Source organism: Xanthomonas sp. NCPPB 3442 (genome assembly GCF_056725145.1).
Genome location: NZ_CM161514.1, coordinates 3,564,159 through 3,577,459 on the forward strand (window position 1 = coordinate 3,564,159; position 13,301 = coordinate 3,577,459).

Below are 13,301 nucleotides of genomic sequence, written 5' to 3' on the forward strand. Positions count from 1 at the left end.
GCGTATTGTCGCAGATGCGACCGACGGAGGCCGCGCCGGTCAGCGCAACAATTGTCGCGCCCCGCAAACACAGGCAAACTTCCGCTGCGCGCGACAAATCAGGACGCGGCATCGCTGACAAGGAGGCAGCATGAACATGGCCACACGCCAGGAACCCCACCCACGCCTACTGCTGGTGGAAGACGACCCGATCAGCCGCGGGTTCTTGCAGGCTGTGCTTGAAAGTCTTCCGGCCACGGTCGACTGTGCCGATTCCCTTTCTTCCGCACTCGACCGCGCGCGCGAACGTCGCCACGACCTCTGGCTGATCGACGTCAACCTCCCCGATGGCACCGGTAGCGGGCTACTGCGTGCATTGCGCCTGCTGCACCCGGACGTGCCGGCACTGGCGCACACCGCCGACGCGACCATGTCGATGCAGCACAGCCTGCAGTCCGACGGGTTCCTGGAAATGCTGGTCAAACCACTGACCTCCGAGCGCCTGCTGCAGGCGGTGCGGCGCGGCCTGGCACGCGGTCGCTATAGCGTGGCCCCGGTGGGCGTGCTGGACATCGCCGCCAGCGACTGGGACGAGACCGCTGCGCTGAGCGCGCTCAACGGCCAGCAGCATCATCTCAATGCCCTGCGCGAGCTGTTCCTGGCCGAGCTGCCGGGCACCCGGGATGCGGTGGATTCGGCCTTGCAGATCAGCGACGAACAGGCACTGCGCAGCCATCTTCATCGGTTGCAGGCCAGCTGTGGCTTCGTCGGCGCGGCGCGGCTTGCCGGCGCAGTGCGCCTGCTGCGTGGCGACCCGCACTCGCGGACCGCACGCACCCAATTCCACGCGGCGGTGGCTGCATTGCTGCATTGAGCGAATCGAGCGCAGCACCTCCTTGCCAGAGGAGGTGTGCCAGACGCCGGCGTCGGTGTGCTTCCGGCTCGCCGCCGCGGTCGATGCATCGTCATCCTGTCGATCGAGCTGCGTATGGCAGGTAGCACCGGCTCCAGTTGCTGGCGTTTGACTGCCTGGATGATCTACAGCTCGACGCAGGGCGTATGCAGTTGCTGCTCGCCCGGTCCATGTCGGTGACGAGAGTAGCGCTCGTGGTCGAGGGCAGGCGAAGGGCTTTCTAAACCGACGGGCACGGGTGCTGCCTGCCGGTTTTCCGAGCGCCCGCTTCGCTCAATTCGCTGCTGGCTCGTGGGATCGCCGGTCGCTGCTGAACTTTTGTCCAGCGCTATCACGCATGGGCCTCCAGCACTCCGCGCCATCAACGACGGCGCGCCAGGTCCTCGAGCATTTCCCAGGATTTCAGGCCACGCCCGCCCAGATGGTGCAGCAGTACCCCGCGCATGCTGCGCCGCAGGCCTGGCATGTCGTCGGCATCCGGCATGACGTCTTCGCCCAGCGCCAGCAGCGCCGCACCGGTGACGGTTTCGCGGCGGTCCTGGGCTAGCCGTTCGCTCAACACGCGCAAGGCGCCCTCCTGCGGATCCAGCCGATACCGCGCCGCCGGGTCGATCGGCTGCCCGTCGCTGTCATGCTGCAGATCGAAGGCGAACCCCAGCCCGTCCAGCACGTCGCGCTCGAACCGGCGCAGCCCCCACGCCAACGGCAGATCGGACGCCAGGTAGGTACGTGCCTGCGCATAACAGGCATAAAGTTCAGGCACCGGATCGTTACGCGGGGCCAGGCGCAGCAGCAATTCGCTGATATAAAAACCGGCCAGCATGGTGTCGCCGACCAGGCGCGGCGCGGTGTCCAGCGCTTCGGCCTGGCGCAGCTGGGCCAGCTCGCCGCGCTGCACGGCACTGAACTGGATGAGCTGCAAGGGCTGCAAGGCCGCGCGCAGCGCCTGCTTGCGCGGCCCCTGCACACCGCGCGCCAGCAGTCCCACCCGCCCGTGCTGCTCGGTCAGCACTTCCACCAGCAGGCTGGTCTCGCGCCAGGCCCGTACGTGCAAGACGAACCCGCGCTCGTGCTCGATCAGCATCTTAGGTCCATGCGTTGCAGCCCTCGATCAGCCGAAGCCGTGCAGGACCATCCCATTCCCAGGAACCAGGGTCCTCACGCAGCCGTACGTCCCACATGCCGAAGACGGTCAAGAAGGACACACGACACAGGATTCCGCTACGACATGCCATCTGCAGCAATACACTGCCTCAATCGATCTCTGGCTTGATGACCATCGTGCCACTCGATTTCGAACACCTGCTTTTTATCGATAAGTAACCTGTAATGCGCCTTGTCCTCTATCCCGCCAAGCAATCCCTCGGCACTGGGGACTGCGAACGCAATCGTGGCTAAATCCGTGCCTGGAGTGAGGTAGTGAAACGCGCGCACGGTTTGCGGCCTTCCGTCGCCATCGTCCAGAGTGACTTTGATCACACCGTCTTTCTTAGGCTGCGGTAACCCGGCTCCAGTGAACGCCATCGTTGCACGGCGATAGTCACCCGCAGGGCCGGCCAGGGTCACGAGGCCCTGCAGATTACCGTAGGCCGCAACGCAGTTATCGCCAGGTTTCGAACCTGCACGGGGCTCGAAATGCTGCCAATAGCCATCACGGAAACGCCGATAATTCGGATCGCTCGCGAGCTTGGCTTTCTCGCTCAATAGCATCTGAGCCATACCCAGGGCAGCGGTTGCCCGTGCCTTCAACGGATCAGGTTCTGGCTGCGCCGCAGCTGTTGAGGCGGCATCGTCACGAACACATAGAGGTGTAGGCGCGACACCAGGCCCACCCGGTGCCATCCCCACCCTTCGCTCACCTGATCCGGCCGAATTTGAGCATGGAAAGGTCTGTGCGTGACTGGCAAACGGCAGCAACAACAAAAACAGCGCCGCAAATAGCGTCCGACTCGCACCACAGGACTGCATACCGCAAAAGTTCGTCTTACTGCACCACATTGTGAACCTCCTTGTTTTTACCGAAATTATTCGCTGTAGCCGAACGCCTTCAGCGCAGCCTCGTCGTCCGACCAGCCTTCGCGCACGCGCACCCAGGTTTCCAGGAACACCTTGGCACCGAACAGGCGCTCCATCTGCAGGCGCGCCTTGCCGCCGATTTCTTTCAAACGGGTGCCGCCCTTGCCGATCACGATGGCCTTCTGGCCTTCGCGCTCGACCCAGATCACCGCACCGATGCGCAGCAGCGCCCCATCTTCGGCGAAGCGCTCGATCTCGACGGTGGTGGCGTACGGCAGCTCTTCGCCGAGCTGACGCATCAGCTGTTCCCGCACCAGTTCGCCAGCCAAAAAGCGCTGGCTGCGGTCGGTGATCTCGTCTTCGCCAAACATCGCCTCGGCTTCGGGCACGAGCTTGAGCAGGTCGCCGACCAACGCGTCCAGGCCCTTGCGCTTGAGCGCGGACACCGGATGCACGGCGGCGAAGGTGCGCCCCTCGCTGACCTGGGCCAGGAACGGGAACAGCGCGGTCTTGTCCTTGAGCCGGTCGACCTTGTTGACCACCAGCACCACCGGCACGCCGGCGTCGCTGAGCACGCGGAACGCCAGCGTGTCTTCCTCGTCCCAGCGGCCGGCTTCAATCACCAGGACCGCCGCGTCCACGCCCTCGAGCGAGCCGCGCGCAGCGCGATTCATCACCCGGTTCATTGCGCGCTTCTGCTCGCGGTGCAAGCCCGGTGTGTCGACCAGCACCAGCTGCCCTTCCGGGAAGGTGGCGATGCCCAGCAACCGATGACGCGTGGTCTGCGGCCGGTTGGAGACGATGCTGACCTTCGCGCCGACCAGGGCGTTGGTCAGGGTGGACTTGCCGACGTTGGGCCGGCCGATCACCGCAACGCTACCGCTGCGGTGGGGGGAAGAGGTTTCGCTCACGTGTTTGAATCCAGTTGTGCGATGACAAGAGTCGCCGCCTGTTGCTCTGCGAGGCGACGCGAAGTGCCCTGGCCCTCGGCGCGGGCGATGGGCTGCTCCAGAATGCAGGCGACGTGGAACTGCTTGGCATGCTCGTCGCCGCTCTCGCTGATCAGCGCGTAGGTGGGCAGCGGCAGTTGCCGTGCCTGCAGCCATTCCTGCAGCCGGGTCTTGGGATCCTTTTCTGCCTTGCCCACCGGCAATGCCGCCAGCGACGCTTCGAACCACGGCAGCACCACTGCACGGCAACGCTCGAAACCGCAGTCCAGATAGATGGCTGCGACGATCGCCTCGACCGCATCGGCCAGGATCGAATCGCGCCGGTGACCTCCGGATTTCAGCTCGCCTGGCCCCAGCGTGAGGCGCTCGCCGAGGTTTAACGTGCGTCCGATCACTGCCAGCGCACCTTCGCGCACGAGCTCGGCACGTGCACGGGTCAATGCGCCTTCGTCGGCCTTGGGCCACCGTTGATACAGCGCCTCGGCGATCAGCAGGTTGACGATGCCGTCGCCGAGAAATTCCAATCGCTCGTTATGCGGCGTCCCGGCGCTGCGATGCCGCAGCGCCTGGGCGAGCAGAGCCGGATCGGCGAATGCGTGCCCGATCGGATCACCGCGTTGGAAGGTTCTATTCGACACCGCGCTTCGTCAGATCCTGTGCCGTATCGAACTTGCCGACCACATCCAGATTGCCAACCAGCTCGCGGCGGACTTCGTAATTGACCTTCATGCGCCAGCCGCCTTCGATCCGCTCGAACTTGACGTCTTCCTTTTTGACATTTTCAGAATAGTTGATGTACAGGCGCTTGAAGAACATGTCCTGCAACTTGGACGGATCCATGTCGGAAGTGCCTGCTTCATTTGCCAAGCCCTTCATCGACGTACGCACTGCGTAATATTCCTGATACATCGGGAACAGCTTCATCCCGATGTACAAACCGAACCCCACTACCGCCAGCACCACCACGAACGACGTCAACGTCATACCGCTTTGCTTGCGCTTCATTGTGCTTCCCCTGGCACGCCGTGCGTGCATTTACTGGATTCCAGTCCCGATCCGCGATGGATCGAAACTCCCCTTGCAGAACCACCCTTCGCAATTGAGCCAGATCAGGAACGCCTTGCCGCGCAGATTGGCTTCCGGCAGAAAGTGCGTCTGGGTCCAGAACCGACTGTCCTCGCTGTTGTCGCGATTATCCCCCATCACGAAATAGCTGTCCGCCGGTACGGTCCAGTCGCCCTGCCCGGCCGGCATGTTGCGGTCCAGCCATTCCAGCACGGTGTGCGTGCGGCCCGGCAGGTCCTCGACCAGCAGCGTGGTGCCGGTCATCTCGGCGCCCTTGCCCTTGCCGATGTACTCGCCCTTGACCGTGTAATGCATCGGCTTGTCGTTGATGTACAGCGTATCGCCGTGGAAGCCGATCCTGTCGCCCGGCAGGCCAACCACGCGCTTGATCCAGTTCTGGTCCGGCGCGTGCGGCGGCTTGAACACCACCACGTCGCCGCGCTTGGGCTCGCCGGTGGGAATGAACTTGGTATTGGTGATCGGCAGACGGAAGCCGTAGGCGAACTTGTTGACCAGGATGAAATCGCCGATCAGCAGGTTGGGCATCATCGAACTGGACGGAATCTTGTACGGCTCGGCCACGAAGCTGCGCAGGATCAGCACCACCGCCAGCACCGGGAAAAAGGCGCGCGAGTAATCGATGATCGCCGGCTCGCTGTCCAGCAACCCGGCACGCGCCGCACGGCGCTTGGCCAGAAACAGCTTGTCCAGCAGCCAGATGAAGCCGCTGCCCAGCGTCAGGACAACCAGGATGATTTCAAACCATTTCATTGATGTTCCTTCGGAACGGGATTCGAGATTTGAGATTGGGGATTAGTAAGAGCAAGAGGATGGGCAAGCCGTTGCCAATCCCGAATGACGAATCCCGAATCCCTGCTACTTGTCCATCTGCAGGACGGCCAGGAAGGCTTCCTGTGGAATCTCCACGCGGCCGACCTGCTTCATGCGTTTCTTGCCTTCCTTCTGCTTCTCCAGCAGCTTTTTCTTGCGCGAAACGTCGCCACCATAGCACTTGGCCAGCACGTTCTTGCGCATCGCCTTGACCGTGGAGCGCGAGATGATCTGCGAGCCGATCGCGGCCTGAATCGCCACGTCGAACATCTGCCGGGGAATCAGGTCTTTCATCTTTTCGCACAGCTCGCGGCCGCGACGATCGGCGTGGCTGCGGTGCACGATCAACGACAACGCGTCGACCTTGTCGCCGTTGATCAGCACGTCCACGCGCACGAACGGGCCGGCATCGAACCGCACGAAGTGGTAATCCAGCGAGGCATAGCCACGGCTGACCGACTTGAGCTTGTCGAAGAAGTCCAGCACCACTTCGGCCATCGGCAGCTCATAGCTGATCTGTACCTGGCTGCCCAGGTAGTTGATGCCGATCTGGGTGCCGCGCTTTTCCTCGCACAACTTGATGATGTTGCCGATGTACTCCTCGGGCGTGAGGACGTTGGCGCGAATGATGGGCTCGCGGATTTCCTGCACCAGGTTCAACTGCGGCAACTTGGCCGGGTTGTCCATGTTGATGACCGTGCCATCGGTCTTGAGCACTTCATACACCACGGTGGGGGCGGTGCTGATCAGGTCCAGGTTGTACTCGCGCTCCAGGCGCTCCTGCACGATTTCCATGTGCAGCATGCCCAAAAAGCCGCAGCGGAAGCCGAAGCCCATCGCTTCGGAGCTTTCCGGCTCGAAGCGCAGCGCGGCATCGTTCAAGCGCAACTTGTCCAACGCTTCGCGCAGATCCGGGTAATCCTCGGCATCGACCGGGAACAGGCCGGCGAACACGCGCGGCTGCATTTCCTGGAAGCCGGGCAAGGCATGCGGCGCCGGATCGCCGGCCAGGGTCAGGGTGTCGCCGACCGGGGCGCCGTGCACGTCCTTGATGGACGCGTTGATCCAGCCCACTTCGCCGGCGCCCAGCGCGGGCAGTTCCTTACGCTTGGGGGTGAACACGCCAACCTTGTCGACCAGATGAGTGCGCCCGGTAGACATCACCAGGATCTTGCTGCCGGGCTTGATTTCGCCCTGCATCACGCGCACCAGCGAGACCACGCCCAGGTAGTTGTCGAACCAGGAATCGATGATCAACGCCTGCAGCTTGTCGGTCTCGCGCGGCTTCGGCGGCGGGATGCGATGCACGATCGCTTCCAGCACCAGATCGATGTTCAGACCGGTCTTGGCGCTGACAGCGACCGCGTCTTCGGCATCGATGCCGATCACCGCTTCGATCTCGGCCTTGGCGCGGTCGACATCGGCGGTGGGCAGGTCGATCTTGTTCAGCACCGGCACCACTTCCAGCCCCTGCTCCACCGCGGTATAGCAGTTGGCCACCGACTGCGCTTCCACGCCCTGCGCGGCATCCACCACCAGCAGCGCACCTTCGCATGCAGCCAGCGAGCGGCTGACTTCGTAGGAGAAGTCGACGTGCCCGGGGGTGTCGATGAAATTCAGGTGGTAGGTCTGCCCGTCCTTTGCCGTGTACGGCAGGGACACCGACTGCGCCTTGATGGTGATGCCGCGTTCGCGCTCGATCGGGTTGGAGTCGAGCACCTGGGCTTCCATCTCGCGCGCCTGCAAGCCGCCGCACAGCTGGATGATGCGGTCGGCCAGGGTGGATTTGCCGTGGTCGACGTGGGCAATGATGGAGAAGTTGCGGATATTCCGCATTGAATCAGAGGACATTGAGGTGGGCGCCGGCGCAGCCGTCGTCAGGGTAACGCAGCATTATCGCACGGCCGACCCCTTTGGGGCCGGGGATTGGGGAATCGGGATTCGGGAATCGCAAAAGCAGGACGGGCCGCGTAGCGCGGACCCGCTGCTGCCAATCCCAAATCCCCAATCCCGGCCGCCCTTAGCCGCCGGCCTTCAAGGCCACGTAGCTGGTCGCCTTGCCGTCAGTCACCAGCAGCATGACCACGTCGCCCTTCTTGTAGCTGGACAGGGCGCGGTTGAGTTCGGCGACGCTGCCGACCTTGGTGCGGCCGACGCGGGCGATGACCAGGCCCGGCGACAGCGGCGGCTGGGTGCTGCGCGCCGCCGCGCCAGTGACCGCCGCAATGCGCACGCCCTCGCCCGCCTCCAGGCCCAGGCGGCTGCGCTCGGCGGCGGTCAGGTCGGCAACTTGCAGGCCGAGCAATTCCACGCTGGCCGGGGCGCTGGGCTTGGCCTCATCGGCGGCGGTGCGCGATGCGGCGTTCTCGCCGCCGTCCTGCAGCGGTGCAAGGGTGACCGTCACCTTGCGCGGTTTGCCGTCGCGCAAGACGTCCAGGGTTACCTTGGTGCCAGGCGCCATCAGCCCGATCATTGGCGGCAGATCGCTGGCGACGTCGATCGACTTGCCATTCACTGCACGGATCACGTCGCCCACCTCAATGCCGGCCTTGGCTGCCGGGCTGCCGGCCGGGATGTCGTTGACCAAGGCACCACGGCTGTCCGGCAAGCCCAGGCCCTGGGCCTTGAGCGAGTCGATCGGGCCGACCGCCACGCCCAGCATGCCGCGACTCACGTGGCCGGTGGCCTTGATCTGCTCGGCCGCGCTGAAGGCCAGGTCGATCGGGATCGCGAAACTGATGCCCATGTAGCCGCCCGACGCGGAGAAGATCTGCGAATTGATGCCGACCACCTCGCCACGCGTATTGAGCAGCGGGCCGCCGGAATTGCCCTGGTTGATCGCCACGTCGGTCTGGATGAAGGGCACGTAGCGCTGGTCGGCGTAGGGATTGCTACGGCCGGTGGCGCTGACGATGCCGGCGGTGACCGAGTGATCCAGACCGAACGGCGAGCCGATCGCCACCACCCACTGCCCCGGCTTGAGCGTGTTGGAATCGCCCAGGCGCACGGTCGGCAGGCCCTTGGCCTCGATCTTCAGCAGCGCCACGTCGTATTGCTCGTCGCTCCCCACCACCTTGGCCTTGAATTCGCGGCGGTCGGTGAGCTTGACGGTCACCTCGCTGGCGCCATCGACCACGTGGTGATTGGTCAGCACATAGCCATCGGCCGAGATGATGAAGCCCGAGCCCATCGACTTGCCGGCGATGCCGCCGTCGTCATCGCCGCCACCCGGCCCCTGCCGCGGACCGCCCGGCATCTGGAAATCCGGCCCGAAGAAGCGGCGGAAGAATTCCGGCATCTGATCGTCATCGGGCATCGCGCCACCACCGCGACCACCCGGGCCGCTGCGCTGCTGACGCGCCATGGCGTCCTTGCGGGTGATGGTGGTTTCGATATTGACCACGCCCGGGCCGACCTGCTCGACCAGATTGGTGAAGTCCGGCAGCCCCGCCACCAGCTGCGGCGCCGGCGTGGCACTGCGGTTGGCGGCAATCGGGGCGAGGTCCTTGGCAGCAGGTGCGGGCTGCTGCGCGCAGGCGGCCAGCGGCAGGGTCATGGCGATCAGGCCGAACATCTGGGTGCGGATGCGATGGTTCATCAGGTTGCCTCCGATGGCAGGGCGACAGGGGCCAGAACCCGCGTAGCAACACGGGCCCGGCACGATAACGGGAGGGAGATTGCCGAACGGATGAAGGCCGGCGACAGGGTCAGTCCTGCGGGGCCTGCGCCGGCGCCGGCCGGTTCGGCGCCGGGCTGGTCACGGCCTGTGGCGCGGGTTCGAACGGATAGAACGCCGTGCCGGGCTGGCTCTGGCGGAAACTGGCATTGAGCGAGCTTTCGCCAGCCCCGGACAGGGCCGCGCGCGGCCACGGGCGTGCCTGCAGCGTGGTATCCGGATGCGTGAACGGGTTGGACGGCGTCGCCGCAACCGTAGATGCGGTGCCCGTGGATGCCGGTGCTGCCGCAGCGACCATACGGGTCGGCGCCTGCTGCTGACGCGCAGCCGCACTGCGTGCGACTTGCTGATTGCGCGTTGCCGCGCCGCGCCGGGTAGACGCCAGCGCAGCGGCAGGCACGGCTGCAGCAAGCGCAGCCACCTCATCCGGCGCCCCAGGAGCCGGTGCGGCCGGCACCTTCGGTGCCTCAGGTCCCTGCGGCGCTTGCGAGGCGGGCGGAAGCTGCGCGGCGGTGGCATAGACGGGGGTTGTTTCAGCACCCGGCGCGGCGGTGTCTGGCAGGCGCTCGCGCGCCAGGAACAAGGCAATCGCCGCGACCGAGGCGGCAATCGCTGCACCGCCGCCCCAGCGCCAACGTGCACCAGGGCGGGTCGCCGGTTGCGCTTGCGGTGCCGGCTCCTCGGCAATGGCGCTGCGCACACGCGCCGCAAAATCCAGCGGCGCCGGCGCACTGGCCGCACCGCGCAGCACATCGCCGCACAACTGCCAGCGCTCGTGGCAGCCGGCCAATTCTTCGTCGTGGGCCAGACGGCGCAGCAGGAAGCGCGACTCGTCGGCGCTCAACTCGCCGTCGACCAGCGCAGACAGCTGCTGGCGATAGTGAAGCTCGAATTTGTCGGTGGTGGACATGGCAGGGTTCTGGTTCATACGCGGTGTCGCTCACGGGTAGCGCTTTCGGTCTCCAGCAGAGGCCGCAGCTCGATGTCGATGGCCTCGCGCGCCCGGAAGATGCGCGAGCGCACCGTTCCGATCGGGCAATCCATCTTTTGCGCGATTTCGTCGTAGCTCAGGCCCTCCACCTCGCGCAGGGTGATGGCCAACCGAAGTTCTTCCGGTAGCGCTTGGACCGCGCGCATCACCGTTTGTTCCAGCTCCTGTCGCATCAATTCACGCTCCGGGGTATCGGTGTCGCGCAACCGGGTCGCTCCATCGAATTGCTCGGCATCGCTGATCTCGATGTCGTCGGTGGGCGGGCGGCGGTTGTGCGCAACCAGATGGTTCTTGGCAGTGTTGACGGCAATGCGGTGCAGCCAGGTGTAGAACTGGGCGTCGCCACGAAAACTGTTGATCGCGCGGTAGGCGCGCACGAACGTGTCCTGGGCAACGTCCTGGCATTCGCTCCAGTCGGCGATGTAGCGCCCGATCAAGGCAACGATCCGATGCTGGTATTTGCGCACCAGCACATCGAACGCCGCGCTTTCGCCGCGCTGCACGCGCCGGACCAGTTCCAGGTCCAGCTCCTGAGGTGTATCGACTTCGGCCATGTCGGGCCGCACTCCTGTCAGCCCACCGAAGTCGGGCAATGAGACCGCCGTTGAAAAGAAAAGTTCATACCGATCCGTACGACCGTCACGCATCAGGGTAGCGGCAGCGATGCACCGCTGGCGACGCCGCGCGCAACGCGCGGATCTCCCCTGTCGACAGGTATGGGTATTTGACGTGAAGGAAACAACCTCTGGATGATAACGACCTTTCCTTCTATTGCCGGACGGCCAGACGCATGCTTCCAGGTTTCGACGGGCTCCGATTCAGCCATTGGCAGGCCGATCTGCGCGAGGACGGCGTGGTGGTGCTCAGCCTTGATCGGCAGGGCGCACCGGTCAACGCATTTTCGCAGGAGGTGCTGCTGGAGCTGGGCGCCGTGGTCGAGCGGCTGGCACTGGATCCGCCAAAGGGCGTGGTGCTGCGCTCGGGCAAGCCCAACGGCTTCATCGCCGGCGCCGATCTGAAGGAATTCCAGGAATTCGATCGCAAGGGTACGGTCAACGATGCCATCCATCGCGGGCAGCAGGTCTTCCAGAAGCTGGCCGAACTGCCCTGCCCGACCGTCGCGGCGATTCATGGCTTCTGCATGGGCGGCGGTACCGAAATCGCGCTGGCCTGCCGCTACCGCGTGGCTTCCGATGACGGTAGCACCCGCATCGGGCTGCCGGAAACCAAGCTGGGCATCTTCCCCGGCTGGGGCGGCAGCGCCCGCTTGCCGCGCCTGATCGGTGCGCCGGCCGCGATGGATCTGATGCTCACCGGCCGCACGGTATCGGCCAAGGCTGCGCGCGCGATGGGGCTGGTCGACAAGGTCGCCGCGCCTGCCGTGCTGGTGGATGTGGCAGCCAGCCTGGCGCTCGCCGGCACCACGCGTGCGTTCAAGCAGCGCGCCACTGCGTGGGCCACCAATACCTTGCTCGCGCGCAAACTACTGGCGCCGCAGATGCGCAAGCAGGTGGCGCGCAAGGCGCGCAAGGAGCATTACCCGGCGCCCTACGCCCTGATCAACGTCTGGGAGCGGGCGGGCGGCAGCGGCATCCAGGCGCGCCTGGCGGCCGAGCGCAAGGCGGTGGTCAAACTTGCCAGCACGCCGACCGCGCGCAACCTGATCCGCATCTTCTTCCTGACCGAGCGCCTGAAAGCGCTGGGCGGCAAGGACGCAGCCGGTGCGGCGGCGGCCCCGATTCGCCATGTGCATGTGATCGGCGCAGGCGTCATGGGCGGCGATATCGCGGCCTGGGCGGCTTACAAGGGCTTCGAGGTCACGTTGCAGGACCGCGAGCAGCGTTTTATCGATACGGCGCTGACACGTGGTGGCGAGCTGTTCGCCAAGCGCGTCAAGGACGATGCCAAGAGGCCGGCAGTGGCAGCGCGGCTGCGCGGCGACCTGGCCGGCGCGGGCGTGACCCAGGCCGACCTGGTGATCGAGGCGATCATCGAAAACCCGCAGGCAAAGCGCGATCTTTACCAATCGATCGAGCCGCAACTCAAGCCGGATGCCTTGCTGACGACCAATACCTCGTCGATTCCGCTGACCGAATTGCGTGGCCACATCCAGCGCCCGGCGCAATTTGCCGGCCTGCACTACTTCAACCCGGTGGCGATGATGCCGCTGGTGGAAATCGTGCAGCACGATGGTCTGGATCCGGCCAACGTCGCGCGCCTGGCTGCGTTCTGCAAGGCCTTGGACAAGTTCCCGGTGCCGGTGGCCGGCACGCCGGGATTCCTGGTCAACCGGGTGCTGTTCCCCTACCTGCTCGAGGCGGCCACCGCGTATGCCGAAGGCATTCCTGGCCCGGTGCTGGACAAGACGGCGGTGAAGTTCGGCATGCCGATGGGGCCGATCGAACTGATCGACACCGTGGGCCTGGATGTGGCGGCGGGCGTAGGCGCGGAGCTGGCGCCGTTCCTGCGTTTGCCCATCCCGGCGGCACTGGCGACCGTGGAAGCCGGCAAGCGCGGCAAGAAGGACGGCCAGGGCCTGTACAAGTGGGAGAACGGACGCGCCGTCAAACCCGAGGTTGCCAGCGGCTACACCGCACCGGCGGATCTGGAAGACCGCCTGATCCTGCCGCTGCTCAACGAAGCGGTGGCCTGCCTGCACGATGGCGTGGTGGCCGACGCAGACCTGCTGGACGCCGGGGTCATCTTCGGCACAGGTTTCGCACCTTTCCGTGGCGGCCCGATCCAGTACATCCGCAGCGTCGGCGCAGACGCGCTGCTGGAGCGCCTGCACGCGCTGCATGCACGCTATGGCGAACGCTTCGCGCCGCGCCCGGGTTGGGACTCGCCGTTGTTGCGGGAAGCGGTGGCCTGAGGCCGGCA

12 protein-coding genes are annotated in these 13,301 nt (G+C 65.2%); 2 read left to right on the forward strand and 10 right to left on the reverse strand.

Going from position 1 to position 13,301, the window contains the following annotated elements; all coding sequences use genetic code 11:
- Window positions 1–130 precede the first annotated feature (130 nt).
- The gene (locus AC1POX_RS15435; RefSeq protein ID WP_008574276.1) at window positions 131–853 is read left to right on the forward strand and encodes an Hpt domain-containing response regulator; all 723 of its coding nucleotides are present in this window, start codon (window positions 131–133) and stop codon (window positions 851–853) included.
- A 400-nt stretch (window positions 854–1,253) separates the two neighbouring features.
- On the opposite strand, the gene recO is transcribed toward AC1POX_RS15435, so the two are convergent.
- The 10 genes from recO to rpoE form a co-directional block, all read right to left on the reverse strand.
- Window positions 1,254–1,976 (reverse strand): DNA repair protein RecO, encoded by a 723-nt coding sequence (recO, locus tag AC1POX_RS15440; protein WP_014089687.1) that lies wholly within the window; start codon window positions 1,974–1,976, stop codon window positions 1,254–1,256.
- A 137-nt stretch (window positions 1,977–2,113) separates the two neighbouring features.
- A complete protein-coding gene (locus AC1POX_RS15445) occupies window positions 2,114–2,602 on the reverse strand; it encodes a hypothetical protein (protein WP_011346820.1) in 489 nt (162 codons plus the stop codon).
- Window positions 2,603–2,916: 314 nt separating this feature from the next.
- Entirely contained in the window at window positions 2,917–3,819 is a 903-nt protein-coding gene (era, locus tag AC1POX_RS15450) for a GTPase Era (RefSeq protein ID WP_011346819.1), read from the reverse strand.
- The gene (rnc, locus tag AC1POX_RS15455) at window positions 3,816–4,496 is read right to left on the reverse strand and encodes a ribonuclease III (RefSeq protein WP_031421783.1); all 681 of its coding nucleotides are present in this window, start codon (window positions 4,494–4,496) and stop codon (window positions 3,816–3,818) included. Before rnc ends, era begins: the two co-directional genes overlap by 4 nt.
- Window positions 4,486–4,893 (reverse strand): DUF4845 domain-containing protein, encoded by a 408-nt coding sequence (locus tag AC1POX_RS15460; protein WP_016850781.1) that lies wholly within the window; start codon window positions 4,891–4,893, stop codon window positions 4,486–4,488. Before AC1POX_RS15460 ends, rnc begins: the two co-directional genes overlap by 11 nt.
- Window positions 4,894–5,694, reverse strand: a complete 801-nt coding sequence (gene lepB / locus AC1POX_RS15465) for a signal peptidase I (protein ID WP_011346817.1) — start codon at window positions 5,692–5,694, stop codon at window positions 4,894–4,896.
- 105 nt (window positions 5,695–5,799) lie between these two features.
- The gene (gene lepA, locus AC1POX_RS15470; RefSeq protein ID WP_011346816.1) at window positions 5,800–7,590 is read right to left on the reverse strand and encodes a translation elongation factor 4; all 1,791 of its coding nucleotides are present in this window, start codon (window positions 7,588–7,590) and stop codon (window positions 5,800–5,802) included.
- 184 nt (window positions 7,591–7,774) lie between these two features.
- On the reverse strand, window positions 7,775–9,352 hold the full coding sequence (locus tag AC1POX_RS15475; protein ID WP_277574037.1) for a DegQ family serine endoprotease: 1,578 nt from the start codon (window positions 9,350–9,352) through the stop codon (window positions 7,775–7,777).
- Between the two features lie 109 nt (window positions 9,353–9,461).
- A complete protein-coding gene (locus AC1POX_RS15480; RefSeq protein WP_372356357.1) occupies window positions 9,462–10,358 on the reverse strand; it encodes an RseA family anti-sigma factor in 897 nt (298 codons plus the stop codon).
- Window positions 10,355–10,975 carry an RNA polymerase sigma factor RpoE gene (rpoE, locus tag AC1POX_RS15485; protein WP_003488227.1) on the reverse strand — a complete coding sequence of 207 codons (621 nt, stop codon included), beginning with the start codon at window positions 10,973–10,975 and terminating at the stop codon, window positions 10,355–10,357. The genes AC1POX_RS15480 and rpoE overlap by 4 nt, the downstream gene beginning before the upstream one ends.
- A gap of 236 nt (window positions 10,976–11,211) precedes the next feature.
- Here rpoE and AC1POX_RS15490 point away from each other — a divergent pair, with 236 nt between their 5' ends.
- Window positions 11,212–13,293 carry a 3-hydroxyacyl-CoA dehydrogenase NAD-binding domain-containing protein gene (locus AC1POX_RS15490; RefSeq protein WP_109290629.1) on the forward strand — a complete coding sequence of 694 codons (2,082 nt, stop codon included), beginning with the start codon at window positions 11,212–11,214 and terminating at the stop codon, window positions 13,291–13,293.
- Window positions 13,294–13,301: the final 8 nt, after the last annotated feature.